Below are 24,349 nucleotides of genomic sequence, written 5' to 3'. Positions count from 1 at the left end.
TGGTCCGGTGAGCAGGTCCAAAGAAACCCCTGAGGACAGGTCCATAGCGGCGCTCCCGGCCCATCCGGCCGGCTCCGACTTCCTCCAGCTCGACATCGGCCGCGCCCCCGCCGGCGGCCGCACGGAATGGCTCGCCGGCCGGCTGCGCGCCGCCATCGCCGACGGCACCCTGCCCGTCGGCAGCCGGCTGCCCGCCAGCCGGGTCCTCGCCGCCGAACTGCGCGTCTCGCGCGGCCTGGTGACGGAGGCCTACCAGCGGCTCGCCGAGACGGGACAGGTGGCCGGCCGCGGCCGGGGCGGCACGGTGGTCGTCGCGGCCCCGCCACCCGCCCCCGCCGCCCCGGCCGGGGCCGCCCCGCGCGGCGGACCGGTGGACGCGCTGCGTGCCGTGCCCTGCCGGATCGACCTCTCGCCCGGGGTGCCCGACCTCACCGCCTTCCCCCGCACCGCCTGGCTCCAGGCCGAGCGGCGGGTGCTCGCCGGCCTCACCGCCGCCGACTTCGGCTACGGGGACCCGCAGGGCGCGCCCGCCCTGCGCGCGGCCGTCGCCGGATGGCTGGCCCGCAACCGCGGCGTCCGCGCCGACCCCGGCGAGGTGGTCGTCGTCGCCGGGGTCGCCCAGGCCCTCTGGTTGCTGGCGGGGGTACTGCCGCGCGCGGGCGTGCGCCGGGTGGCCGTGGAGGACCCCGGCTCGCTCGGGGCCCGGCAGCAGTTGGAGCACGGCGGGCTGGAGACCGTGGGGGTGCCCGTGGACGGGGCGGGGCTCGACGTGGCCGCGCTGCTGGCGAGCGGAGCCGGGGCGGTCCTGCTGACCCCGGCGCACCAGTTCCCGACCGGGGTGGTGCTCGACGGTGAGCGCCGCCGGGAGCTGCTGGCCTGGGCGGCGGCCGGCGGGCTGGTCCTGGAGGACGACTACGACGCCGAACACCGCTACGACCGCGCCCCCGTGCCCGCGCTGCGGGCACTGGCCCCGGAGTCGGTCGCCTACGCGGGCAGCGTCTCCAAACTGCTCGCGCCCGCGCTGCGGCTGGGCTGGCTGCTGGTGCCGCGCCGGCTGCGCGACGAGGTGGTGGAGGCCAAGCGCCACGCCGACCTCGGCAACCCGGTCCTCGCCCAGCTCGTGCTCGCCCGGCTCATGGACACGGGCGAACTGGAACGCCACCTGCGCTTCGTACGCCGCCGCCACCGCCGCCGCAGGGACGCGATGCTCGACGCGATCGCCCGTCACCTCCCCGGCGCCCGCGTGCACGGCGCGGCGGCGGGCCTGCACCTGATGGTCACCTTCGACGGCGCGGACTTCTCCGACACCGCCCTGGCCACCGGCGCACTGGCCCTCGGCGTCAAGACCCACCCCCTCTCCTGGCACCGGCTGACCCCCGGCCCGCCCGGCCTGATCCTCGGCTACGCGGCCGGCCCGGCCGGCGAGACGGAGGAGGGCGTCGCCCTGCTGGGCCGGGCCCTGCGCACCCTCGCCCAAGATCAACGGCGTTGACACCGCGGCGCCGGACGCGTCTAATAGCGGGCGGTGTCGCGTGACTCCGGCCAAAGAGCAGTGGGCCGGCCGGAGATCGGGCGAAACACCCTTCACTTCAGGGGACCGCCATGAACAGGCCATCCACACCCCGCAGTTGACGTAGCGCAGCCGTACGCACGGCTCCCGCGCCGCTCCGGCCCCTCGCGCCGCAGCACCCCTTTCCTCTCCGCGCACCCGCGCGTTCCCGCGTACGCCCGCCGACGCCTCCCCAGGAGGTGCCCGCAGGCGTGCCCAGCCCTGCCTGGAGACACACCCGTGCCCACGCCCCTTTCCTTCAACCAGTCCGTCATCGAGGAGTTCCGGGCCCGCCGGGGCAAGGTCGGCGGCCCCTTCGAGGGCGCCGACCTGCTCCTGCTGACCACCACCGGCGCCAGGTCCGGCGCCCCGCACACCACCCCGCTCGGCTACGTCCGCCACGGCGACGCCCTGCTGGTGGTGGGCTCCAACCTCGGAGCACCCCGCCACCCCGCCTGGTACCACAACCTCCTCGCCCACCCCCAGGTCCGCGTGGAGCTCGGCGCCGACGCCTTCGACGCCCTCGCCGTCCCCGCCGAAGGGGCCCGGCGCGAGGAACTCTTCGCGAAGGTCCTGCGCACGGCCCCCGGATTCGCCGAATACCAGGCCCGTACCGACCGCCTCCTCCCCGTCGTCGCCCTGGAGCCCGCCGCCCCCGACGGATGGCGGTCCCCGGGCGAGGTCCGCACCCTGGCCGACAAGATCCTTGAGGTCCACACCTGGCTGCGGGCGCAACTCGGCCACGTCAGCGCCGAGACCGAGGCCCACTTCGCGGCCCGCGCCGCCCACACCGGACCCGGCCGGCCGCCCGCACCCGGGCTCGGACTCCAGATCCGCCAGCGCTGCCTGGCCTTCTGCCAGGCCCTCGCCTTCCACCACGCCGGCGAGGACGGGCACATCTTCCCCGGGACCCTCGCGCACCACCCGCACCTGGCGGGCACGTTCGAGCGGCTGCGCGAGGAACACCGCACGGTCGCCCGGATCCAGGAGGAGCTCGTCACCCTGCTGGCCGGGGTGGAGATCGCCGACCCCGAGCGGTTCCGCGCCGGACTGGCCCGGATGACGGCCGAGCTGACGGCCCATCTCGACCACGAGGAGGAGACCCTGCTGCCCCTGCTGGCCGAGGTCCCGTGGCCGCCGCCGCGCCCCTGACGGAGGGCCCGGAAAAAATTTCCGGGAACGGCGGCAACCGATCGGGCGGTCGCGCGTCGTGCGGGGGTGAAGGGCGAAGTTCCGCGCCCTCGAACCGACCGTGGAGATGCACCGTGAAGAACCTGAAGCGCATTCCCCAGTCCGCCCGCCGGGCGGCCGCCGTCGCTGCCGCCGCCGGGGCGGTCGTCGCCCTCGGCGGGCCGGCCTTCGCCGCGCAGGGGGCTTCCGCCACGCCGGCGCCGCCCGCCACCTCCGCGGCGCCGCACCCGGCCCCCTCGCAGTCGGCCAACGGGCAGCCCACCCCCGTGCCCTCGCACCCCGGCAGCGCCAAGCCGAGCCCGGTCCCGACCCACCCGGGCGGCGGCAGCGGCCGGCCCTCGGCCGTGCCCACGCTGCCGCCGGGCGCCCAGCCCAGCCCGTCCGTCTCGCAGCCCGGCAGCGCACAGCCGTCGGCGGCGCCCGGTTCCGGCGAGGGCTCCGAGCTCGCGCATACTGGCTCCTCGGCGACCACCGTCGCCCTCGGCGCCGGAGCGGCCGGGCTCGTCGCCGTGGGCGCGGGAGCCCTCTACACCGTGCGGCGCCGCGCCGGCAACTGAGGAACCCCGTGCTCGCACTCGCACCGTCCGCCGGCCCCGCCGTGCCCGTATCCCCTCGGGCACGGCGGGGCTTGTGGTGGTGGCTCACCCGCCGCGAAACCCCCGCCCCGCCGGCCGGCCCCGGCGCGCGCCCCTACCCGTACACCTACGGCCCGGCCGGCCGGGACCCGGGCGACACCGCGCCCGCGCCGACCGTCAGCGAGCTGTACCACGCCCACCGGCTGTCCATGGTCCGCCTCGCGGTGCTCCTCGTCGACGACCTGGGCACCGCCGAGGACGTGGTGCAGGACGCCTTCACCGCCCTCTACCGCCGGTACGGAGAGCAGATCGCGGAGGTGGACAACGCGCTCGGCTACCTGCGCACCGCCGTGGTGAACACCGCGCGCTCCGTGCTGCGCCGCCGCCGCACGGCCCGCGCCTGGGTCCCCCCGGTCACGGCCGACGTCCCCTCCGCCGAGGCGTCCGTCGTCCTGGACGAGGCCCACCGCGAGGTCCTGGCGGCGCTGGGCCGGCTGACGCCGCGGCGGCGCCAGGTCCTGGTGCTCCGGTACTGGGCCGACCTCAGCGAGGCGGAGATCGCCGAGACCCTCGGCATCAGCCGGGGCTCGGTGAAGTCGAACGCCAGCCGCGCCCTGGACGCGCTGGAACGGATTCTGGAGGGACGGGTATGACCGGCGAACGCCCCGTGGAGCGCCGGCTCCGGGAGGCCCTGGAGGCCCGGGCCGAGGAGGTGACCGTGCGCTCGCTGCGCCCGGCCGACCCGCCCGGCCCGCACCTCGCGGCGCCCCGCGTCTGGCTGCGCCGCTCGGCCTGGGCCTTCGCGGGCCTGTCCGGACTGGCGGCGGCGGCGCTGGCCGGCTACCTGGTCCTCGGCCCCGACGGGGCGCCGGTGCGCCCGGTCCCGCCCGCCGCGCCGCCGGAGCTCACCCCCGTGCCGGCCCCGACCCCGAGCGCGCCGTCGAGTCCGTCGCCCTCGGCGGTGCCGTCGGTGCCGCCGTCGCAGAGCCCGGGCCCCCGCGTCACACCGACGCCGACCCCGAGCCCGCCGCCGTCCTCGGGCCGTCCGGCCCCTCCGACGTCACCGGGCACGCACGGCCCGGTGCAGGGCCCGGCCATGCCCTCCCAGGGCCCGGGCGCCGGCCGCCCCCCGGTCACGGCGGCCCCTTCGGCATCCAAGGGGTAGTAGTGCTTTGTTATCCGGTCTTGTCACGTCGGGTGTCTGGTAGTTCGCTGGCTGTATGAGGGCTGGGGAGCTTGCGGCGGTGCGGGTCCGGTTGGAGGGGTTCGCTTCCGAGGTGTTCGCGCCGTTGGTGCGGCGGGACTGGCTGGAGAAGGGCCAGTTGTATCTGCGGGGTCTGCTGCTGGACGGCCGACACAAGTCGATGAAGCCGATGGCCGAGCGTCTTGGGGTTGACCATCAGCGGTTGCAGCAGTTCATGACGTCCTCGACCTGGCCGGTCGCTGGCGTGCGGGACCGGCTGGCCTGGCGGGCGGTGGCCGGGGTCCGCCCTGAGGTGTGGGTGGTGGACGACACCGGTTTCCCCAAGGACGGCACTGCCTCGCCCGGGGTGGCCCGCCAGTACTCGGGCACGCTGGGCAAGGTCGGCAACTGCCAGATCGGTGTCAGCGTCCACGCCGCCTCGGACACGGCTTCGTGCCCGCTGTCATGGCGGCTGTTCCTGCCACAGTCGTGGGACGGGCCCGAAGCGGCCGCACGCCGGGCTGCCTGCCGGATCCCCGACAGCGAACATCACCGCCCGAAGCGGCAGCTCGCGCTGGAGATGCTCGACGAACTCGCCGCCACCGGCCTGCGGCCCGCCGCCCTGGTCACAGACACGGGCTACGGCGCGAACGCCGACTTCCGTCACGGCCTGGAGGACCGGGGTCTGGCCTACGTCCTGCAGGCCAAGGGCGAGATGACCGCCCACGGTGAGGATGCCGAGCCGCATCAGCCCGCCTACAGCGGGCTCGCGCCCCGCCCTCTGGTGCGGCTGGCGAAGGCCCGGTGGCGGATCGAGCACGACTACCGCGAGCTGAAGACCTGCCTGGGCCTGGAGCACCGCATCCCCTCGGCCGAGGCCCGGCTGCACCTGCCCGGGCCCGACGAACTCGCCGCGTACGAGCGGCTGCCGGCCGCTACGAGACGCGCGGCGGCCGGGACGCCGAACGGCGGGTCGCCGGGAGCAGGGGAGGGGCGGCGCCCCTCGGTTGACCTCAACCGCAGTTGATGTTCGAGACTCACGGCACGGCCGCCGGAGGGTCCGGCGGCCGAGGTGAGGGGTGGGTGCCATGCGCGCGACACAGGCGATCGCGTTCGGCGGTCCGGAGGTACTGGTTCCGGTGGAGGTGCCCGAGCCGGTGGTGGGACCGGGGCAGGTGCTGGTCGCCGTCGCCGCCGTGGACACGATCTACGTGGAAACCCAGGTGCGCAGCGGCTGGGGCCGGGCGTTCTTCCCGGTGGTCCCCCCGTACGTCCCCGGTGGCGGTATCGCCGGCACCGTCCGCTCGACCGGCGAGGGTGTGGACCCGGCGTGGACCGGCCGCCGTGTCGTCGCCTCGATCGGCTCCACCGGCGGCTACGCGGAGCTGGCCGTGGCCCGGGCCGAGGCGCTGGCCGTCGTGCCCGACGGGGTCTCCTTCACGGACGCAGCGGCCCTGGTGCACGACGGGGTGACGGCGGCCAGGCTGCTGGCCACCACGGCTGTCGGGCCGGGCGAGCAGGTCCTGATCGTGGGCGCCTCCGGCGGCATGGGCACCGTACTGGTCCAGCTCGCGAAGGCCGCGGGCGCCCGGGTGATCGGTGTGGCACGTGGTGACCGCAAGACCGCCCTGGTCCGGGAACTGGGCGCGGACGTCGTCGTCGACGCGGCCGGCCCGGACTGGGTGGAGCGGGCCCGCGAGGCACTGGGCCGCGCGGGTGCTGACGTCGTTCTGGACGGGGTGGGCGGGGAGGTCGGCCTGGCCGCGTTCGCCCTGGTCGCCCAGGGCGGCCGGTTCTCGGCCCACGGCGCCCCCACGGGCGGCTTCGCCCAGGTGGACCCGGCGGACGCGGCAGCCCGGGGTGTCCGCCTGCTCGGCATAGGGGACGTCCAGCTGACCGCCCCCGAACACGCCGAGCTCGCGGGGCAGGCTCTCCGTACGGCAGCGGAGGGCGCCCTCCGCCCGGTGATCGGCGGCACCTTCCCCCTCGAACGCGCGGCGTCGGCGCACGAGGCGATCGAGTCCCGCGAGCTCGTGGGCAAGGCGGTGCTCACCGTCTGACGCGGCAGGCAGACCCGCCGCGCCCCCGGCTCACCCAGCCGCCCGGCCCGGCCCGGTTCGCCGACCGGGCGTGGCCGGTCCACTGCCCGGGCGTGGCCGGTTCACTGCCCGGCCCGGTTCACCGCCCGGGCCGGGCCGGCCGTAGACGTGACAGGGTGCTCTCGTGGCCGGCCGTGCCCTCGTGAATGGCCTGCGCCCGGTCCATCTGCCCCCAGCCCGCGCCCGCCTCGGCGTTGACCTCCTCGCGCACGTCCCGCAGGTCGTAGTGGCCGAACAGCTGCTGCTCCTCCGCCACGGAAAGCACGCTGCCGCAGTCCAGCGCCGCGCACGGAGCCTCCTCGATCACTGCCACCGGATACGGGAGGACCAGGCGCCCCTCCTCCAGCACCGCGTGCCGCAGCGGGACGAAGACCCCGCCCAGCCCCGAGGCCCGGTCGGTGATGCGTACCCATTCGGGCCTGCCGGTGGTGTCGTCCACCAGGACGTACTCCACCCCGCCCACGCGCTGGCCCTCGCTCGTGTAAGCCGTGCAGCCGGCCATGGCTGCGAGCTGCTCCGGAGTGATCACCGTTGCTCCTCGTCTGTCCTGGCGCGCTCCCTTTCCCTGGTCGGCTACCCCGTCGCGGGCCTGCGAAAAGCCTTGACGGGTCCGCACGCCGGTTCACGGCTCCGGGGTGGCCAGCCCCGTCTTCCAGGCCCATGCCGCGATGCCGACACGGTTCGCGGTCTTCAGCTTGGTCTGGATGTTGGCGATGTGGGTCTTCGCGGTTCCCGGCGAGATGAAGAGCTCGGCGGCTATCCGGGCATTGGTGTGGCCGCGGGCGATGAGACGGACGATCTGTCGCTCGCGGTCGGTCAGCGGATCCGCCGCGCGTGCCTCCGCCGGCGGGGAGGCGGTGGCCGGGAGTGACGGGGCCGTGGTGAGCCGGCGCAGGAGGCGGACGGTGATCTGCGGGCTGATCAGCGCGTCACCGGCCATGGCCGCCCGGACGCCCTCGATCAGCAGGGTGGGCCCAGAGCGTTTGAGGAGGAAACCACTGGCGCCGTGGTGGAGGGCGGTATGCACGTACTCGTCCAGGTCGAAGGTGGTCACGACGATGACCCGGGTGGGATGCGGGGCGTCAGGACCGGCGAGGCGGCGGGTGAGCTCAAGGCCGTTGAGCCGCGGCATGCGGATGTCGGCCAGGACGACGTCCGGCCGCAGGCTCCGGGCCAGCTCCAGGGCCGTGGCTCCGTCGGCGGCCTCGCCGACCACGGTCATGTCGGGCTGTGAGTCCAGGACAAGACGGAAGCCGCTGCGGACGTCGTCCTGGTCGTCGGCCAGCAGGATGCGGATGGGGGCGTGGTTCACGACGGGGTCTCCGCCGCCACGAGGTCGCCTGTCGGCTCCGACGCCTGGGACTCCGATGCCAGGGGCAGCACGGCGACGAGCCGCCAACCGCCCTTGCCGCAGCGCCCGTACGTCAGCTTGCCACCCGTGGCCCGTACGCGCTCGTGCATACCGCTCAGGCCGCGTCCGCCGTGGCCGTCCCCCGGCCGCCGCATGCTCGTACGCGGGCCGGACCGCTCTGCGTTCCGCCCGCTGCCGCCGTCGTCGCACACCTCGACCTGGAGCGCGGGCGCGCCGTCGAGGGTACGGGCGGGGGTGAGGGACACCTCGACCCGCGAGGCGCCGGGGGCGTGGCGGCGGACGTTGGTGAGGGCTTCGACGACCACCCGGTAGGCCGTCGAACCGGCGGCCCGCGAGAGCCCGTCCGTGGCTCCGGGCGCCACGTGAAGGTGCGCCACCGGGGCCGCGCCCGCGGAGGAGAACTGCGCGACGAGAGTGGGCAGCCCGTCCACGCCGGGCAGCGGCTCGACACCGCCGGCGCCCGGCGGCCGGGCATCACCGCCGTCCGCTTCGTGGAGTGTCTTCACCATCCGGTCCATCGACGCCAGCGCGCTGAGCCCGGCCGCCTCGATGCGCTCCAGCGCCGACAGCGCCTGGCCGGGATCCGCCTGCGCCACGAAACGTGCCGCCTGCGCCTGCGCCACGATCCCGCTGACGTCGTGAGCGACGAAGTCATGGAGGTCACGGGCGAGTTCGAGCCGCTGGGAGCGACGGGTCTCGACGACCAGGCGCTGCCGCCGGTGCTCCATCAGCCGTGGATAGCCCCCGATGACAACCGCACCCAGTACGGGCAGGGACCAGAACGCCGCCGCGCCGGCCAGCGAGAGCAGCGAGGGCTCCGGAAGCAGGGGCAGGGTCCACGCCGCCACCGCCGCACCCGCCGGTACGACCGCCCCCACCGCCTGCCGCAAGGGGACCCAGCGGGCCGCGACGACGAGAAGCACCAGCAGGAGGACCACTTCCACCAGTCGCGCCCATGACGCGTCGGGTTCCGTGGGCGGGGTCGCGACGGCGGTGGTGGCCAGGGACAGGACTCCGGCGAACGCGAGGGGCGGGGCGAGGCGTTCGCGTGAGCGGGGCCAGCCGGCCAGGACCCACAGCAACGTCGTGGCGGTCGCGATCGCCGACGTGGCCCCGTAGGGCCCCGACAGGCCGCCGTGCACGACGGCGACGGCCCCGAGCGCCGTACACCCCGTCACAACGGCGGCCGCGGTCAGGATGACGTCTCGGTGCCCGAAGTCCTTGATCTTCCCCACGTCTTGATCCTACGGGTGGGGTGCAGGGCCGGTCCCTCTGCCGAACGGCAGAGGGGGAAGGACCTGCCGGGGCGGGAGATCCGCTGATCGGCAGATGGTCCGCCCGCCGCCACCGCGGCGAGGGTGGAACCCGTCACCGAAACCACGGCCGCCGTCGGGCGGTCGCCCACCAAGGAGCCCTGTATGCCCGCCCTCCTCTCCACCCCGCGCCGCCGGATCGCCGCCGGGGCGGTCGCCGCCGCGACGGTTTTCGCCGCGCTGAGCGGACCGTCCTCCTTCGCCTCGGCCACGGATGCGGCCTCCTCATCCGGCTCCGCACCGGCATCCGCGTCCGCGAACAAGCCGGACGGCCCGGCCAAGGTCAGCGGGCAGGGACGGATCTTCTACACCTACGCGCCCGACGACGACATCCGTTTCACGGTGGATGCGACCGCGGCGCCCTTCAGCCGCCCCGTCGACACGTTGCCGAAGGGCATGCCCACCGATGCCCGGGGCACGGTCACCATCTCCCACTGGGTGGCCGAGACGAACGAGACCCGGACGGCGGAGGCGGCCGTGGACTGCCTGGTCACGGGCGGCGATACGGCGACGCTCACCGCTGTGATCACCAAGTCGGTCGACCCCGAAGAGATCGGCACCCGTTACGGGTTCAGCGTCAAGAGCGGAGGCCCGGGCCGCGGCCGGTTCTCCTTCAGCTGGGGCGTCGGCAATCTCGACGTCGTCGACGGCAAGCCCGTCATGCCCAGGGTCGGCACCTGCATGGCCCCTGCCCCCTTCGCACCGGTCACCGAAGGAGGCTTCAAGGTCACGCACGCGGACCTGCCCGCACTGCCGGCCGGATGGCAGCCCGGCGCGGGCCGGTGACAGCACGGAAAGACGGTCCGGAAAACGGCACGGAACAGACAGCAGAGGCAGAGGATCACAGACGTCATGGCACTTCCGACGACGACCCGCCCCCCGTCCACGAGACCGGACCGGCCGGTGGTTTCCCGTCCGATCCGGTGGGCAGCGCACGCTGCCGCCCTGAGCCTGGTGCCTTCGGGCCTGTGGCGGTGCGCGGTGGCCCTCGGCATGCCCTCCGGATTCGGCGAGGGAAATGAGCTGCATGAGGGCAACTTCCCGGGGTGGACGTCCCTCTACCTGATCGCGCTGAGCGTGTTCGCCGAATGCCTGGGACTGCTCACCCTGGGCCTCATCCGGCCGTGGGGCGAGAGAGTGCCCCGCTGGATACCGGTTCTCGGGGGCCGGCGGATCCCCGCCCTGGCAGCGGTGGTCCCGGCCTCGGGGGGAGCGGCCGTGCTCACCGCGATCACGACCCTGGCGGCGTGTGGCGGGTGGAACGAGGAGATGCGTGCCGCCGATGCACCCAAGGGCGCGTCCGCCTGGCTGATGACCGCCTGCTACCTCCCGCTGCTGGCCTGGGGCCCGCTCCTGGCCGTGGTCACGATCGCCTACTACCGTCGTCGGCGCAGGGAGGAAGACTGACGGCGGCGGCGTACGGGCGGGTGCCGACCCCAGCCAGGGGGACGGCACCGGCCCGCGCTCGGGGGACTTCAGCCGTGCCCGCTTGGCCTCCACCACGGCGCCCGTGCCCAGGAGTTCCGTCCGGACCTCCGCGTGCCGCTTCGTCGACCAGCCGTTCCACCGCCTCGTACGCCCCCGCCGGCACAGCCTCCGAACGGGCCCGCAGCATCATCCGCCGGCGGCGGTGGCCGACCCGGAGGAGCCGCCGGGCGCGCACACCACCAGCGGACCCGAGTCGTACGCGGTCACCGGAACCGGCCCTCCTCCGCGCCGAGCGGTCCATTGCCACCGGCAGCCGCTCCGGCCCGAACCGCTCCGCGATCCGCGCCGAGGTGACCCGCACCCGCCCGCCGGACAGCTCCTAGCCGCTCCTGGGTGACGCCCCCGGGCTCAGACCCCAGAGCCCAAGCCCCGGACCCCAAGCCCCAGAGCCCAAGCCCAACGGCTCACGCCCCAGGCGCAAGCCTCCTGGCACAGGCCCCCGGCCCTCCGGCCGGGAGCCTACGCGCGCAGGTTCTCGACCGCCGTGACCAGCGGGGCCAGTTCCGGGCGGCCGGCCGCCTCGTCCAGGGCCTCGCGCAGGGCGGCGGCGTTGGTGGGGCGGGCCTCGGCCAGGAGGTCGAGGCCCGCCTGGCTGACGTCGGTGTAGATGCCGCGCCGGTCGGTGTCGCACAGGTAGCGGTTGAGCAGGCCCCGGTCCTCCAGCCTGCTGACCAGCCGGGTCGTCGCGCTCTGGCTGAGCGCCACCGACTCCGCGACCTGGTGCATCCGCAGGTGGCCGCCCGGGCCGTCGTGCTGGCGGCTGAGCACGTCCAGCAGGGAGTACTCGCGCACGCTCAGCCCGTGGCCCGCCTGGAGGGCCCGCTCCAGGTGCGCCTCGATCCGGCCGTGGAGGAGGGAGAGGGCGCACCAGCCCTGGGCGAGGGGGGTCGGGGCGCTGTCCGTGGCCGTCATGGGGTCCCTCCGTCGTCAAGACATGCGCGTACCGCGTGCGCGTGCGCGTACTCCCAGGATAGGCGACCCGCGCAATAGCCCGCGTTTGCAACTATCCCGCGTCTGCAATTAATGTGGACGACTGTAAACGGCTGGCGCAACGTCCCGGCCGCTTCCCCGCACTGACCCCCCACCCCCGAAAGGCCGCACGTCATGCCTCTCGCGCTCCTCGCCCTCGCCATCGGAGCCTTCGGGATCGGCACCACCGAGTTCGTGATCATGGGCCTGCTGCCCGAGGTCGCCGCCGGGTACGGCGTCTCGATCCCGACCGCGGGCCTCCTGGTCACCGGCTACGCCCTCGGCGTCGTCCTCGGGGCCCCCGTGATGACCGTCCTCGGCACCCGCGTCCCCCGCAAGCGGATGCTGATGCTGCTCATGGTCCTGTTCGTCGCCGGCAACGTGCTCTCCGCGCTCGCCCCCGCCTTCGGGGTGATGCTGGCCGGCCGGGTCGTCGCCTCCCTCGCCCACGGCGCCTTCTTCGGCATCGGCGCGGTCGTCGCCGCCGGACTCGTGGCGCCCGAGCGCAAGGCCGGCGCCATCGCGATGATGTTCACCGGGCTGACCGTGGCCAACGTGATCGGCGTCCCGCTCGGCACCCTCGTCGGCCAGCACCTCGGCTGGCGCGTCACCTTCCTGATCGTCGCCGCCCTGGGCCTCCTCGGCCTGCTCGGCATCGCCCGCCTGGTCCCCGAGCCGCCCCGTCCCGAGGGCGTACGGATCCGCCACGAACTGGCCGCCTTCCGCAACGTCCAGGTGCTGCTCGCGATGGCCATGACCGTCCTCGGCTTCGGCGGCGTCTTCGCGGCGATCACCTACATCACCCCGATGCTCACGAACGTCGCCGGCTTCGCCGACACCTCCGTGACCTGGCTGCTCGTCCTCTTCGGGCTCGGCATGGTCGCCGGCAACCTCGTCGGGGGCCGGTTCGCCGACCGGGCGCTGATGCCGATGCTGTACGTGTCCCTCGGCTCCCTGGCCGTGGTCCTGGCCGCCTTCACCCTCACGGCCCACAGCAAGGCGGGCGCCGCCGTGACCGTCGCCCTCATCGGCGCCCTCGGCTTCGCGACCGTGCCGCCGCTGCAGAAGCGCGTCCTCGACCAGGCCTCCGGCGCCCCCACGCTGGCCTCCGCCGTCAACATCGGCGCCTTCAACCTGGGCAACGCCCTCGCCGCCTGGCTCGGCGGCCTGGTCATCAGCTCCGGCCTCGGCTGGACCGCCCCGAACTGGGTCGGCGCCGCCCTCGCCGCCTCCGCCCTGGTCCTGGCGCTCGTCTCCGGCGCGCTGGAACGCCGTACGGACCGCCGCGCCGCGGCCGGGGCCCGTGTCGTCGCGGCCGCAGCCCCCTCGGCCGCCCCCGCCCCGGCCGCCGTCCACCACTGACCCCCACCGATCCCCCCGCAACAGGAGCACACCGCCATGTCCCGCACCACCGCCCGCACCGCCGTCTCCCCGCTGACCACCGAGGACGCCGAACTGCTCGTCAGCGCAGCCCGCACCGCCGCCGGGGCGGCCGGCGTCGCGGTCAGCGTCACCGTCCTGGACGCGGGCGGCCACCCGCTGGCCTTCCGCCGCGACGACCGGGCCGTCCTGATCTCCGGCGAGACCAGCACCCGCAAGGCCTACACGGCCCTCCAGCTGAACGCCCCCACCGCCGCCCTCACCGACGCCGTCCTGCCCGGCGGCCCCTTCCACTCCCTGCCCACTGCCCTCGACCGGCCGCTGCTGTTCATCGCGGGCGGCCTCCCCGTCCACCGCGACGGCCACCTCATCGGAGCCGTGGGCATCGGCGGCGGCGCGCCCGAGCAGGACCACGGCTTCGGCGAGGCCGCCCTGGAGGCCCTCGCCCGCGCCTGAGCCCGCCGGCCCGGGGCACCCCCTTCCGCTCCGGGTCGCGCCCACCGGTCCCCCGTGCCAGCTTGGTACGGGGGACCGGTGCATCATGCGGCAGACGAACAGCAGGCTCCGAAGAGGACGGACCATCGCGACGGCAGCGGCCGCCGCCCTGGTCTCCTTCGCCGTGCCGGCGTGCTCCGCCGGGGCCGAGCAGCACGGCGCCGCTCCCAGCGCCACCGCCCCGCAGGGCACCCGGGCGCCCGCCACCGGGGCCTCCGCCACCCCGACCCCGCCGCCGGCCTCCCCGTACCCGCTCTCCAGCGCCCCGCGCACCGTCCCGTCCGTCCGGGAGCACACGCCCGCCCGGGGCCCCGGCTGGAAGCCCGCTCCCGCCGCGCGGGTCCTCGTATCGCCCGCCGACAGCGCCGCCCTCGCCGACGAGGGCAGGCTGCTGGCCGGTGAACTCCACCTCGGGTACGCCGAATCCGACCAGACGCAGCCGGGGGACGTGCGGCTCGCCCTCGGCGCGAAGGACTCCGGCCCGCCCGAGTCGTACACCCTCACCGTCGCGGGCGGCCGGGTCACCGTCACCGGCCCCGACGAGGCGGGCGTCTTCTACGGCACCCGCACCCTCAAACAGGAGATACGCGGCGCCGGTTCGGCCCCCGAGGGCACGGTGAAGGACGCCCCGGCCAAACCGCAGCGCGGACTCAACCTCGACATCGCCCGCAAGAACTTCACCCCCGCCTGGATAGAGGACCGGCTGCGCGAGATGGCCGACCTCAAACTCAACCAGCTCGGCCTGCACTTCTCCGACGACCAGGCCTTCCGGATCGAGTCGGACACCCACCCCGAGATCGTCTCCACCCCGCACCTCGGCAAGGCCGACGTACGGGAGATCACCGCCCTCGCCGCCCGGCTGCACATCGCGGTCGTCCCCGAGATCGACTCGCCCGGCCACCTCGGCGCCGTCCTGCGCGCCCACCCGGAGCTCCAGCTGCGCGACGCGGCGGGCCGGGCCGTCAAGGGGGCCGTGGACATATCGAACCCGGCGTCCGCGAAGCTCGTGGACGACCTGCTGCGCGAGTACCTGCCGCTGTTCCCGGCCGGGGCCTGGCACCTGGGCGCCGACGAGTACCAGGCCCTGGTCGTCAAGGACCCGCAGGCCTCCTTCCCGCAGCTCGCGAGCGCCGCGCGCGCCCGCTACGGGGCCACGGCCCGGGTGCGGGACCTGGCGACGGGCTGGCTCAACGACCGGGCGGCGGTGGTCCGCCCGTCGGGCAAGGCCCTCAAGGCGTGGAACGACGGGATCTTCAAGGGCGGGGTCGCCCAGGCCGCCGCCGACATCCAGGCCGAGTACTGGACCGGCAAGGAGAACGGAGCCCGGCCGCCGGCCGAGTACCTGAGCACGGGCCGCAAGGTGGTCAACCTCAACGACGATTACCTCTACTACGTCCTCGGCGAGCCCAACCAGTTCACCTATCCCACCGGCAAGCGGATCTACGAACAGTGGACCCCGCTCGTCCTGCACGGCACCACCCCCGTCCCGGCCTCGTACGACGCCCAGATCCTCGGCGCCCGCCTCGCCGTCTGGTGCGACCTGGCCGGCTCCCAGACCCCGGCCCAGGTGGCCGCCGGCATCCGGATGCCCCTGGCCGCGCTCTCCCAGAAGCTCTGGGACCCCCGCCCGCCGCAGGCGGCCTGGTCCGAGTTCCAGGCCCTCGCCGGGCGCCTGGCCCCCTGAGCGGTGACCGCCGAGCGGTCGCGGGCGTCCGCCGAACGGGGCCGGAAGTCCCCGCTCCGCAACAAGCCGATCCCGGCCCGGTGACGAAACGCATCCGGCCGTCGCCCCGGCCGGATCCCGGCGGCTACGGTCTGGCCCGACGCAGGAACGCGCAGAGGGAGAAGACCATGGGAGCGGTACGGGGGCAGGCGGCCGCGGCCGTCCTCGCGGTGTGCGGGATACTGGCGCTGAGCGCCTGTCAGAACGGCGACGACCCGGCCGCCGCGCCGGACGCGAAGCCCAGCGCGGCCGCACCGGCCGCGCCCTCCGGCGGGGCCGAGCCTTCCGCCGGCGCCACGGCCGCCGTGCCGGCCCCCTCGAAGACCGGCGCGGCGCCCAAGCCCTCGGCGACCGCCACCCCGGCGGGGAAGAATCCCCCTGCCCCGGCCCCGCCGCCCGCGCCGACCTGCGGCGCCGACCACCGGATGCCGGTCTCGCCCGACACGATCGCAGTGCAGCGCTACACGCCCGAGGGCGGCATGACCAGCCTCATCGTCCAGCACGGCACGTACGGCTGCCCCGGGCGATTCGAACCGTCGGGCCCGTGGACGTACATCCCGATCTCGGAGAAGGCCAAGATCACCGCGACGGCGCCGATCCTCGGGCCCGGCACGGTGATGGGCAAGCCGATCTCCACCAGCGAGCTGACCGGGTGGCTGGACACCCACCCGGACAAGGGGCTCCCCTTCCACTACCACCTGAACGCGGAAGGGGTCATCGACACCCTCGACGAGATCTACGTCAAGTAGTCCACCGGGACCGCTACCAGATGGAGTTGACCCACTCCGGGTGGTCGATGAACGGGTTCCGGTTGTGCTGGTAGGTGTCGAAGATGACCTGGTTGCGCCGCTGCTCGAAGGCGTCCGGCGGGTCCATCTGGTTCCACTGCTTCAGCAGGCTGAGCCGGCCGAAGAGCGGGGCCGTGCCGTTGTTGACCTTGTCGTTCATCTCCAGGTCGGGGAAGCCGTCCCCGCCCTCGTAGCGCACGGCCATGTAGAGCAGCATGCGCGCGACGTCGCCCTTGACCGCGTCCCGCGGCTCGAAGGAGTCGGCGTCGGTGTAGCTGCCGGGGGCCTCGGCGACCGGGCTGCCGCCCATGTCGAAGTCCTTGTTGCCGCGGGTGCTGTTGACCGTGACGTCCTCGGGACGCAGGTGGTGCAGGTCGGTGCCCGGGCCCGTGACGGTGCCGAAGTCTCCGTGGCTCTTGGCCCAGACGTGCTCGCGGTTCCAGTCGTTGACCCCGCCGCCGTTGGAGTTCTTGGACTGGGAGCGGCCCGAGTACACCAGGATGACGTTGTTCGGGTTGGCGGGGTCCTGGTCGGTGACCTTCAGCGCGTTCCACACGCCGTCGTACGTGACGGTGGACTGGTTCTTGATGATGTCGTGCAGCGCCGTCTTCAGCGCGGCGCCGGTCTTGCCCGCGGCGGGCGCGTAGTAGTCGTCGACGCTGGTCGTGGCGGCCGCGGCGCGGGGAGCCGCCGCCGTCCGCTGCGGGCCCGCCGTGGCGGTGGCCGGTATGAGGAACAGCGCGGCGGCCGCGAGACCGGCGGCCCAGGGGGCCGTACGGGAGATTCTCATGACGTGGGGGATACCTCTCCACAAGCACCGTCCCCGCCCTGGCAGTTGGCGGGGTGTCGGGTGGCGAAGCGAGGCTCACATTGTCATGTATCGAACAGGTTAAAACCACGTGTCGGACAGGCACGCCGCAAGGGTTTCCCGGTGGGCGGCCCTGGGCACGGTAGGCGGTGCCCGGACGGCCTCCGACCGGCCGTCACCAGCGCCCCTGGAGCAGCCCATGGCAGTGAAGATCCTCATCGTGACCGGTGACGCCGCGGAGTCCCTGGAGGTCCTCTACCCCTATCAGCGCCTCCGGGAGGAGGGGTACGAGGTCCACATCGCGGCCCCCGCGCGCAAGAAGCTGCGCTTCGTCGTGCACGACTTCGAGGAGGGCTTCGACACCTACACGGAGAAGCCCGGCTACACCTGGCCCGCCGACCTCGCCTTCGCCGAGGTGGTCCCGGAGGAGTACGCCGCGGTGGTCGTCCCGGGCGGGCGCGCCCCCGAGTACCTGCGCAACGACCCGGAGGTGCGCCGGATCCTGGCCTCCTTCGCCGGGGCCGACAAGCCCATCGCCCAGATCTGCCACGGCCCGCTGATCACCGCCGCGAGCGGCTCCCTCGCCGGGCGCACGGTCACCGCCTATCCGGCGCTGGAGCCGGACATGCGGGCGGCCGGGGCCGAGTTCCGGGACTCCGAGGCCGTGGTCGACGGCACCCTGGTCTCCGCCCGGGCCTGGCCCGACCACTCCGCCTGGATGCGGGAGTTCCTGACGGTGCTGCGCGCCAAGGCGCCGCTGGCGTAGGGGGGTGCGGGCATGCCCGAGGGGCCCCGCCGGTCCGGCGGGGCCCCTCGGTGTGCGTGCGGGACCGCCGGGTCAGCTGCCCGTGGTGACGCGCGGGGCCGGCTCGTACTTGTAGTTCGCCTGGCCGAAGTTCTTCTTCACGGCCGCGTCCCAGGAACCGTCCGAGACCATCTTGGTGAGCGCCGCGTTGATCTTCTTCTGGAGCGCGGAGTCGCCCTTCTTGATGCCGATGCCGTAGTTCTCGTTGCTCAGGTTCAGCCCGACCAGCTTGAACTTGCCCTCGTTGCCCTTGCGGGCCGCGTACCCGGCGAGGATCGAGTTGTCCGTGGTCATGGCGTCGACCAGGTTGTCCTGGAGGGCGACCAGGCACTCCGAGTACCCGCCGAGCTCCAGCACGCTCGCCTTCGGGGCCAGCTTGCTGCGCACGTTCTCCGCGGAGGTGGACCCCGACACCGAGCACAGCCGCTTGGTGTTGAGGTCCTCCGCCTTGGTGATCGTGGTGTCGTCGGCGCGGACCAGCAGGTCCTGGTGGGCCACGAAGTAGGGGCCGGCGAAGTCGACCTTCTCGCGGCGCTTGTCGTTGATCGTGTAGCTGGCCGCGACGAACTTGACCTCGTTGTACTGGATCAGCAGTTCCCGGTCGTTGCTGTAGACCTGCTTGAACTCGATCTCGTTCGGCTTGTACCCGAGCTCCTTGGCGACGTACGTGGCCACGTCGACGTCGAAACCGGTGAACGTTCCGTCGGGCTCGCGCATGCCGATGCCGGGCTGGTCGAACTTGATGCCGACCGGGATGGGCTCCTTCTTGGCTTCACCGCCACAGCCGGAGGCAGTGGCGGCGAGGGCGATCACTGCGGCGACCGCACCGGCCTTGGGAACCTTCATGTGCTGCTCTTTCCTCGGGAACGCGGAACCACAGGAAGGGCCTCGCGGAAACGTGGGGGGACGTGCGGAACCGCGGGGGCGCGTGGGCACGTGTATGAGGAAGCTAGGAGGGTGACGGGCGCAGCGTCACTGCATCTGAGGAAAACTTGAGGATAACGATCCGGTTCCGTCGGAGATCCTGCGGCGGCTGTGCTCCGGAGCCGAAGAAGGGGGCTGGTGCATGGCAACGGGCGGGACGACGGGCGCGGCGCGGGTCGAGGGGAACACCCTGCTGCTGGGCGACGGGGTACGAATCAGGTTCATCCGGACACTGCGCCTCCCGGAGTCGGGGACGCACGCGCTCCCGCCGGGGCTCGGGGAGTTCCCGCTGCGCCGCGTCGAGGACTATCCGGACACCGTCCCCGCGGAATGGCGGGCCAAGGGCGGCGTGATGCTGCCGGTGTACCTGCGCGAGGCGATGTGGCTGGCCTTCGGCGGCTCGACCGAGCCGGCCGCGCTCCAGGTCGGGGTCGGCAAGGTGTGCGCCGTGTCGGGGAAGCCGTGGACCGGCCGGCTGGCGCGCGACCCGCAGAACTACGTGGTGCTGCCCCGTCAGCCGTGGCTGGACGGGATCAACTCGGGCGACGGGACGGTCCGCCAGTTCGTCGCCGTCCCGCTCGGCCTCGGTGCCACGGTCGAGGGGCAGGTCTCCGGCGAGGAGACCATGGGCGGGGTGCAGCTCCAGGCGTTCCCGCTGGAACCGGACGCCCTGGCCGCGTGGCGCGACGCGAACCGCCCGCGTCCCGCGCGTCCCGTGTTCGGCGGGGCGCCGCCCGCGCCCGGATCGGCGCCCGGCGGCTACGGGGCCCCGCCGCCCGCGCCGATGGCGATGGCCGCTCCGGGCGCCGCGCCGGCCCCGCCGGCCGCCCCGCGGGCCGCGGCCCCGGTGATGGGGCTCGGCGTCGGCGGGTCGATGCGCCAGGAGGTCTACCGCGACGAGCGCAAGCCCTCCGCCTGGGCGGACACCCCCGCCGCGCGGGTCTTCGTCCACCTGGTCACCCCGCCCGAGTGGCGCCGCATCACGGGCGAGGACGCCCCGCCCTCGCCCGTGGACCGGGCCGCCTACACCAAGGCGGGACTGCCCTGGTACGACTACTACGACGAAAGCGGAACCGATCTGCCGGCCGCCGGACCGCTGGAGCAGGTCAAGCCGGTGGGCGACTGGCTCGGCGAGGACCACACGCCGTGGGCGCCCCCCGTGCCGGGACAGGTCAAGCACCTCGGGAAGGCGCCGCGCCCGGTGCAGGACGGGGACTGGTAAGCCGGGCGCGGCGGGACCCCAGGGCATTCAAACTGGTGATCGATTTCCGGCGGTACGGCCGCTATGATCACCGCAGCAAGGCCGTAGCGCAGAGGTCGTCGCGCCCAAGCATCGAGCTGGAGGACGTCGGTTCGAATCCGACCGGTCTTGCGTCTTCTTTCCCGTCCTGACGGCCGGCGCGCACCGCCGTGCCGTGCCGTCAGGACGCTCGTACCCGAAGTTGCTCGGTCGCCGGAAGCCGGCGAAGGAACCGGTGGAGTGGTGATGACACGGCCGACGCCCGTACGGTGCCCCGCGATCGAGCACCCGGACCTGCCCCTCGCCGACCCGGCGGCCCTGGACCCGCTGCTCGCCCGCCTCGCGCAGGACCACCCGGTCGCCACCGACGAGACCTTCCCCCTCGGCACCCTGCGCGCCGACGGCCGCGTCGACCTCTGCAAGCAGGGCCTCGGCCCCGCCGGAGCCGCCCGGCTGCTGCCCGCGGCCACCGCCTCCCCGCACGCCGCGCACCTCCTGCTCGGCACCAACTCCCTCGCCGACGAAGGCGCCCGCACCCTCGCCGCCGCCCTCACCGCGGCCGGCCCGGACCACGGGCTGCACACCCTCTACCTCGGCTGCAACCGCATCGGCCCCGACGGCCTCCTCGCCCTCGCCGGAGCCCTCGCCGAGGACACCGGCGTCCGCGCCCTCTGGCTCAAGCGGAACCCGCTGCACGAGGACGGCGCCCGGATCCTGGCCGCCCTGCTGCGCCGCAACACCGCGCTGCGCACCCTCGACCTCGTCAACACCGGCATCACCGCCGACGGCGTACGCCTCCTCCTGGACGCGCTGCGCACCCGCGAGACCCCGCTCGAACGCATCTACCTCGGCGGCAACGGCCTCACCGCCGAAGCGGCCCCGCTGCTGGCCGCCCTCATCCGCGAGGCCGGGGTCCGCGAGCTGTACGTCCCCGCCAACCACCTCGGCGACGAGGGCGCCGCGATCCTGGCGGCCGCCGCCGCCGAAGCCGGACCCGGCCGCCCGGTGCGCCTGGGCCTCGGTGGCAACGGCATCGGCGTTCCCGGAGCCCGCGCCCTGGCCGCGGCCCTCGGCGGGATCGAGTCCCTGGACCTCGGCCGGGTCATGTCCGAGCGCAGCCTCGGCTCCACCGGCAACGCCACCGGCGACGAGGGCGCGTACGCCCTGGCCGACGCGCTGCCCGGCAGCGCGCTGCGCCGCCTCGAACTGCGCCACACCGGCATCACCGGCCGCGGCGCCAAGCGCCTGCTGGCCGCACTGCCGGACGGCAGCCCCCTGGAGCACGTCGGCCTCGGCCCCGGTACCCCCCGGCGCATCAAGCGCTCCTTCGCCGAACGGCTGCGCCCCGCCCGGCCCGGCCACCCGGACCTGCGGGCCATCGGCAGCGTGTACCGGTGAGCGCGTCCGGCGAGCAGCCCCTCGCCGACCTGCCGCCCGGCGCCCTGCCCGACGAGGACGCCGCCGCCTGGCAGCGCGTCCGCCGCTACGCGGTGCCCCGCTGGATGATCGAGCAGGCCACCGCGCACCGCCTGGCCGGGGACTGGCGCGCCGCCTGCGCCGCCGCCGGAGTCGAGGTCGCCTTCGACCTGCCCGCGCTCGCCTCCGCGTACGGGACCGCAGTCGCCCGCGAGGCGGAGGCCGACCTGCTCCACCTGGTCCCCGAGCTGCTGCGCTGGCACCTGCCCCGGGTCCTGGGCGGCCGCACCGTCCTGGCCCCCAACCGGCGCGTCGTACTGGCCCGTTACGGCCGGGACGGGGCCGCGCCCGTCCTGTACGCCACCACCCGCGCCATGGTGGACGGCCCGCAGCGGCTGCGGCTGCACTGCGCGCCCGTCGACCCGGCGCGCAAGCGCCACGCCTACGCGGGCTGGGTCACCGAGGACTGGACCGGCGCGCCCTGGTTCTGGGACTCCCGGCACACCGCCGCACTGCGCTCCTGCGCCGGCCCCGTCGGCCGTCTCCCCTTCTTCCACGCCGACGGCACCCCGCTCGGCGCCGACGCGCTGCCCTCCGCCGAACCCGCCCCCGGCGACCGTGCCGCCCGCACGGAGTGGGCCGCCGAGCTCTACCGGCGCGGCGACCTCGAGGCGGCCTTCGCCTCGGCCGGGATCGAGCTGGACTTCTCGCCCTTCGAACGGCGCGGCCGCCTCTACCCCACCCACGACGCCCGGCAAGCGCTGGAATCGGTCCCGCTGGAGCCGGTCCGGCTCGTGGAGGAGTTCCGCCGCCTGACCGCGGCGGGCGCGGGGGAGCGGTTCCGCTTCGCCCCGCACTGGCGCGCCCTGCTGCTGCTGGAGCCCGCCGGGGACGGGGCGGCGAGCGGCCTGCGGCTGCGGCTCGCCGACCCCCAGGCGGTGGGCGACGTGACCCGGCTGCCCGACTACGTCTGGCAGCCGCTGCCCGACCCGTACCTCGTGCGCACCGGCCGGACCGCCCCGCACGAACTGCACCCGCTCGTCGCCGCCGCGCTGTTCCCCGGAGCAGGGCCGGCCGAGGGTCCGCCCGGCCCCGCCGCGCCCCGGCCCGTCCGGGTGCGCTGCGTCGGCGAGTGGCACGAGGTGCGCTCCCGGGACGGCGCACTCGAACTCCCGCACACCGCCGAGGAGCAGCAGCGCGAGCGCGCCCTGCGCGCCTTCGGCGGGGCCATCGCCGGCTGCTTCGCCGTGCGCGAGGCGTGGACCACCGGCAAGGGCCGCCTCCCGCGCGCCCTGCGCGCCGAGCGGCGCGAGCTGTTCGAACGCGTCCAGCACGGCGACACCCCCGGCGTCCTCGCGCTTCTCGACGCGGGCCTCGACCCCGGGGTGCGCAACGGCCGCGGCCAGGGCCTGCTGCACCTGCTGCCGTTCGTGCGCCACGAGGAGCTGCTGCCCCGGCTCCTGGAGGCCGGACTCGACCTGGAGCAGGCGGACGACGCCGACCGCACCCCGCTCCAGTGCGCCGTCCAGAACGGCGGCACCGCCGCCCTGGTCCGCGCGCTCCTCGCGGCCGGCGCGCGCACCGACGTGGTCGACACCATGGGCCTGGCGCTGGGCCAGGTGGTGCGCCGCTACAAGCGGACCGACCTCGCCTTCCTCAAGCAGCTGGTGGAGGAGCGCCACCCCGGCCTCGGCTTCGGCGAGTACGACGAGTTCATGGACGACCGCGAGGAGTGGGAGGAGGACCGGGAGTACGACGACCACGACGGCTACGCGGTCCTCGGCGATCCCACGGGTCCGGTCGACGGCCAGGCAGGGAGAGCATGACCACCGCACCGATGCGGCCCGCCCCCGCGCTGGCCGCCGCCGACGCCCTGGCCGCCCGGCTCGGCGCCACCCGCACCGAACCCGCGGCCAACCCCCAGCTGGAGGCCCTGGCCCTGGCGGTGACGGCCAATCAGCCCGTCCTGCTGTGGGGTGAGCCCGGCATCGGCAAGTCCGCCGGCATGGAGCGGCTCGCGGCCGCCCTCGGCGTCCGGCTGGAGACCGTCATCGCCAGCGTCCACGAGCCCTCCGACTTCGCCGGTCTGCCCATCGTCGGCGAGGACCCCGCCACCACCGGCGTGCCCATGGCCCCGCCGGACTGGGCGGTGCGCCTGGCCCGCACCGGGCACGGGCTGCTGTTCTTCGACGAGCTGTCCTCCGCCCCGCCCGCCGTCCAGGCCGCCCTCCTGCGCGTGGTCCTCGAACGCCGGGTCGGCAGCCTCGAACTGCCCGCCTCCGTACGGATCGTCGCGGCGGCCAACCCGCCCTCCAGCGCGGCGGACGGCTGGCACCTCAGCCCGCCCCTCGCCAACCGTTTCGTCCACCTCGACTGGACGCACGACGCCCGCACGGTCGCCCGCGGCATGGCCGGGATCTGGCCGGAGACGGCCCTGCCCGCCGTCGACCCCGCCCGGGCCGCCGGCGCGGCCGCCCGGGCCCGCGGCGTGATCTCCGGCTTCCTCACCGCCCGCCCCGGCCTCGTCCACCACATGCCGAACGACGCCGAGGGCCGCGGCCGGGCCTGGCCCTCCCCGCGCACCTGGGAGATGGCCCTGCGCATGCTGGCCACCGGCTACGCGTCCGGCGCGGGCCGGGAGGCGCTGTCGGCCGCGCTCACCGGGGCCGTCGGCGACGGCGCGGGCCTGGAGCTGCTGGCCTACCTGGAGAACCTCGACCTGCCCGACCCGGAGAAGGTGCTGGCCGACCCCGACGCCTTCGCCCTGCCCGGGCGCGGCGACCGGCAGCTGGCCTTCCTCATCGCGGTCGTGGCCGCCGTCCAGGGCGAACTCACCCGGCCCCGCTGGGAGGCGGGCTGGGCGGTGCTCGCCAAGGCCGTCGACGCGGGCGTGCCCGACGTGGCCGCGCGGGCCGCCGCCGACCTGGCCGCGATGCGCGACCCGTCCTGGCCCGTACCCGCCGGGATCGACGCCTTCGTGGAACTGCTCCAGCTGGCCGGGGCCCTCCCCGGCCCCCGCTGACCGGGCCGG

The 24,349-nt window shown here is 74.8% G+C and carries 24 protein-coding genes and 1 tRNA gene; 19 read left to right on the top strand and 6 right to left on the bottom strand.

The window, feature by feature from the left end; all coding sequences use genetic code 11:
- Nucleotides 1-7 precede the first annotated feature (7 nt).
- From BX286_RS03580 to BX286_RS03550, 7 genes are all read left to right on the top strand, one after another.
- Nucleotides 8-1,492: a PLP-dependent aminotransferase family protein gene (locus tag BX286_RS03580; protein WP_079430950.1), complete on the top strand. Its 1,485-nt coding sequence runs from the start codon at nt 8-10 to the stop codon at nt 1,490-1,492.
- A 297-nt stretch (nt 1,493-1,789) separates the two neighbouring features.
- Complete coding sequence (locus BX286_RS03575) at nt 1,790-2,701, top strand: nitroreductase/quinone reductase family protein (protein WP_079430951.1); 912 nt, start codon at nt 1,790-1,792, stop codon at nt 2,699-2,701.
- 113 nt (nt 2,702-2,814) lie between these two features.
- Entirely contained in the window at nt 2,815-3,297 is a 483-nt protein-coding gene (locus tag BX286_RS03570; RefSeq protein ID WP_121014499.1) for an LAETG motif-containing sortase-dependent surface protein, read from the top strand.
- An 8-nt stretch (nt 3,298-3,305) separates the two neighbouring features.
- Complete coding sequence (locus BX286_RS03565) at nt 3,306-3,968, top strand: RNA polymerase sigma factor (RefSeq protein ID WP_237293190.1); 663 nt, start codon at nt 3,306-3,308, stop codon at nt 3,966-3,968.
- On the top strand, nt 3,965-4,480 hold the full coding sequence (locus BX286_RS03560; protein ID WP_079430953.1) for a hypothetical protein: 516 nt from the start codon (nt 3,965-3,967) through the stop codon (nt 4,478-4,480). The genes BX286_RS03565 and BX286_RS03560 overlap by 4 nt, the downstream gene beginning before the upstream one ends.
- Nucleotides 4,481-4,592: 112 nt before the next feature.
- Complete coding sequence (locus BX286_RS03555; protein ID WP_261993333.1) at nt 4,593-5,525, top strand: IS701 family transposase; 933 nt, start codon at nt 4,593-4,595, stop codon at nt 5,523-5,525.
- A gap of 61 nt (nt 5,526-5,586) precedes the next feature.
- Nucleotides 5,587-6,558: a zinc-binding dehydrogenase gene (locus BX286_RS03550; RefSeq protein ID WP_100862271.1), complete on the top strand. Its 972-nt coding sequence runs from the start codon at nt 5,587-5,589 to the stop codon at nt 6,556-6,558.
- Between the two features lie 118 nt (nt 6,559-6,676).
- Here BX286_RS03550 and BX286_RS03545 read toward each other — a convergent pair whose 3' ends face one another.
- The 3 genes from BX286_RS03545 to BX286_RS03535 form a co-directional block, all read right to left on the bottom strand.
- Nucleotides 6,677-7,126, bottom strand: a complete 450-nt coding sequence (locus BX286_RS03545) for a PRC-barrel domain-containing protein (RefSeq protein ID WP_079430955.1) — start codon at nt 7,124-7,126, stop codon at nt 6,677-6,679.
- A 93-nt stretch (nt 7,127-7,219) separates the two neighbouring features.
- A complete protein-coding gene (locus tag BX286_RS03540) occupies nt 7,220-7,909 on the bottom strand; it encodes a response regulator transcription factor (RefSeq protein ID WP_121014498.1) in 690 nt (229 codons plus the stop codon).
- A complete protein-coding gene (locus BX286_RS03535) occupies nt 7,906-9,204 on the bottom strand; it encodes a sensor histidine kinase (protein ID WP_261993332.1) in 1,299 nt (432 codons plus the stop codon). Before BX286_RS03535 ends, BX286_RS03540 begins: the two co-directional genes overlap by 4 nt.
- A 183-nt stretch (nt 9,205-9,387) precedes the next feature.
- Between BX286_RS03535 and BX286_RS03530 the strand changes: the two genes are divergently transcribed.
- Nucleotides 9,388-10,068, top strand: a complete 681-nt coding sequence (locus BX286_RS03530) for a hypothetical protein (RefSeq protein WP_261993331.1) — start codon at nt 9,388-9,390, stop codon at nt 10,066-10,068.
- 168 nt (nt 10,069-10,236) lie between these two features.
- A complete protein-coding gene (locus BX286_RS03525; RefSeq protein ID WP_261993330.1) occupies nt 10,237-10,689 on the top strand; it encodes a hypothetical protein in 453 nt (150 codons plus the stop codon).
- A gap of 540 nt (nt 10,690-11,229) precedes the next feature.
- Here BX286_RS03525 and BX286_RS03520 read toward each other — a convergent pair.
- A complete protein-coding gene (locus BX286_RS03520) occupies nt 11,230-11,682 on the bottom strand; it encodes a MarR family winged helix-turn-helix transcriptional regulator (RefSeq protein WP_100862269.1) in 453 nt (150 codons plus the stop codon).
- Nucleotides 11,683-11,874: 192 nt separating this feature from the next.
- Between BX286_RS03520 and BX286_RS03515 the strand changes: the two genes are divergently transcribed.
- The 4 genes from BX286_RS03515 to BX286_RS36375 all read left to right on the top strand — a co-directional run bounded on the left by BX286_RS03515 (nt 11,875) and on the right by BX286_RS36375 (nt 16,086).
- On the top strand, nt 11,875-13,101 hold the full coding sequence (locus tag BX286_RS03515; protein ID WP_079430959.1) for an MFS transporter: 1,227 nt from the start codon (nt 11,875-11,877) through the stop codon (nt 13,099-13,101).
- 36 nt (nt 13,102-13,137) lie between these two features.
- Nucleotides 13,138-13,575, top strand: a complete 438-nt coding sequence (locus BX286_RS03510) for a heme-binding protein (RefSeq protein WP_121014496.1) — start codon at nt 13,138-13,140, stop codon at nt 13,573-13,575.
- 85 nt (nt 13,576-13,660) lie between these two features.
- Nucleotides 13,661-15,298 carry a glycoside hydrolase family 20 protein gene (locus BX286_RS03505; RefSeq protein WP_121014495.1) on the top strand — a complete coding sequence of 546 codons (1,638 nt, stop codon included), beginning with the start codon at nt 13,661-13,663 and terminating at the stop codon, nt 15,296-15,298.
- Between the two features lie 167 nt (nt 15,299-15,465).
- The gene (locus BX286_RS36375) at nt 15,466-16,086 is read left to right on the top strand and encodes a hypothetical protein (RefSeq protein WP_187344073.1); all 621 of its coding nucleotides are present in this window, start codon (nt 15,466-15,468) and stop codon (nt 16,084-16,086) included.
- Nucleotides 16,087-16,099: 13 nt separating this feature from the next.
- Here BX286_RS36375 and BX286_RS03495 read toward each other — a convergent pair whose 3' ends face one another.
- Nucleotides 16,100-16,915 carry an endonuclease I family protein gene (locus tag BX286_RS03495; RefSeq protein WP_079430963.1) on the bottom strand — a complete coding sequence of 272 codons (816 nt, stop codon included), beginning with the start codon at nt 16,913-16,915 and terminating at the stop codon, nt 16,100-16,102.
- A 217-nt stretch (nt 16,916-17,132) separates the two neighbouring features.
- Here BX286_RS03495 and BX286_RS03490 point away from each other — a divergent pair, with 217 nt between their 5' ends.
- On the top strand, nt 17,133-17,699 hold the full coding sequence (locus tag BX286_RS03490; RefSeq protein WP_079430964.1) for a DJ-1/PfpI family protein: 567 nt from the start codon (nt 17,133-17,135) through the stop codon (nt 17,697-17,699).
- A 72-nt stretch (nt 17,700-17,771) separates the two neighbouring features.
- Here the strand turns inward: BX286_RS03490 and BX286_RS03485 are convergent, their stop codons facing one another.
- Nucleotides 17,772-18,584, bottom strand: coding sequence for a glutamate ABC transporter substrate-binding protein (locus tag BX286_RS03485; RefSeq protein WP_079430965.1), 813 nt, complete (start codon nt 18,582-18,584; stop codon nt 17,772-17,774).
- Nucleotides 18,585-18,804: 220 nt separating this feature from the next.
- Here BX286_RS03485 and BX286_RS03480 point away from each other — a divergent pair, with 220 nt between their 5' ends.
- The 5 genes from BX286_RS03480 to BX286_RS03465 all read left to right on the top strand — a co-directional run bounded on the left by BX286_RS03480 (nt 18,805) and on the right by BX286_RS03465 (nt 24,340).
- Nucleotides 18,805-19,884: a hypothetical protein gene (locus tag BX286_RS03480; protein ID WP_121014494.1), complete on the top strand. Its 1,080-nt coding sequence runs from the start codon at nt 18,805-18,807 to the stop codon at nt 19,882-19,884.
- 77 nt (nt 19,885-19,961) lie between these two features.
- Nucleotides 19,962-20,034, top strand: a tRNA-Arg gene (locus tag BX286_RS36010).
- A gap of 114 nt (nt 20,035-20,148) precedes the next feature.
- A complete protein-coding gene (locus tag BX286_RS03475; protein WP_079432107.1) occupies nt 20,149-21,300 on the top strand; it encodes a gala protein in 1,152 nt (383 codons plus the stop codon).
- Complete coding sequence (locus BX286_RS03470) at nt 21,297-23,144, top strand: ankyrin repeat domain-containing protein (RefSeq protein ID WP_187344072.1); 1,848 nt, start codon at nt 21,297-21,299, stop codon at nt 23,142-23,144. Before BX286_RS03475 ends, BX286_RS03470 begins: the two co-directional genes overlap by 4 nt.
- Nucleotides 23,141-24,340, top strand: a complete 1,200-nt coding sequence (locus tag BX286_RS03465; RefSeq protein ID WP_079430967.1) for an AAA family ATPase — start codon at nt 23,141-23,143, stop codon at nt 24,338-24,340. Before BX286_RS03470 ends, BX286_RS03465 begins: the two co-directional genes overlap by 4 nt.
- Nucleotides 24,341-24,349: the final 9 nt, after the last annotated feature.

This window comes from Streptomyces sp. 3211.6, assembly GCF_003634815.1.
GTDB lineage: Bacteria > Actinomycetota > Actinomycetes > Streptomycetales > Streptomycetaceae > Streptomyces > Streptomyces katrae_A.
The sequence above is the reverse complement of the archived record's forward strand: the minus strand, read 5'-3'. Positions and strand labels throughout refer to the sequence as shown.

Coding starts and splice junctions, on each gene's coding strand:
- BX286_RS03560 (WP_079430953.1), top strand. CDS start 3,965: ATGACCGGCGAACGCCCCGTGGAGCGCCGGCTCCGGGAGGCCCTGGAG.
- BX286_RS03550 (WP_100862271.1), top strand. CDS start 5,587: ATGCGCGCGACACAGGCGATCGCGTTCGGCGGTCCGGAGGTACTGGTT.
- BX286_RS03530 (WP_261993331.1), top strand. CDS start 9,388: ATGCCCGCCCTCCTCTCCACCCCGCGCCGCCGGATCGCCGCCGGGGCG.
- BX286_RS03520 (WP_100862269.1), bottom strand. CDS start 11,682: ATGACGGCCACGGACAGCGCCCCGACCCCCCTCGCCCAGGGCTGGTGC.
- BX286_RS03515 (WP_079430959.1), top strand. CDS start 11,875: ATGCCTCTCGCGCTCCTCGCCCTCGCCATCGGAGCCTTCGGGATCGGC.
- BX286_RS03510 (WP_121014496.1), top strand. CDS start 13,138: ATGTCCCGCACCACCGCCCGCACCGCCGTCTCCCCGCTGACCACCGAG.
- BX286_RS03505 (WP_121014495.1), top strand. CDS start 13,661: ATGCGGCAGACGAACAGCAGGCTCCGAAGAGGACGGACCATCGCGACG.
- BX286_RS36375 (WP_187344073.1), top strand. CDS start 15,466: ATGGGAGCGGTACGGGGGCAGGCGGCCGCGGCCGTCCTCGCGGTGTGC.
- BX286_RS03495 (WP_079430963.1), bottom strand. CDS start 16,915: ATGAGAATCTCCCGTACGGCCCCCTGGGCCGCCGGTCTCGCGGCCGCC.
- BX286_RS03490 (WP_079430964.1), top strand. CDS start 17,133: ATGGCAGTGAAGATCCTCATCGTGACCGGTGACGCCGCGGAGTCCCTG.
- BX286_RS03485 (WP_079430965.1), bottom strand. CDS start 18,584: ATGAAGGTTCCCAAGGCCGGTGCGGTCGCCGCAGTGATCGCCCTCGCC.
- BX286_RS03480 (WP_121014494.1), top strand. CDS start 18,805: ATGGCAACGGGCGGGACGACGGGCGCGGCGCGGGTCGAGGGGAACACC.
- BX286_RS03475 (WP_079432107.1), top strand. CDS start 20,149: ATGACACGGCCGACGCCCGTACGGTGCCCCGCGATCGAGCACCCGGAC.
- BX286_RS03465 (WP_079430967.1), top strand. CDS start 23,141: ATGACCACCGCACCGATGCGGCCCGCCCCCGCGCTGGCCGCCGCCGAC.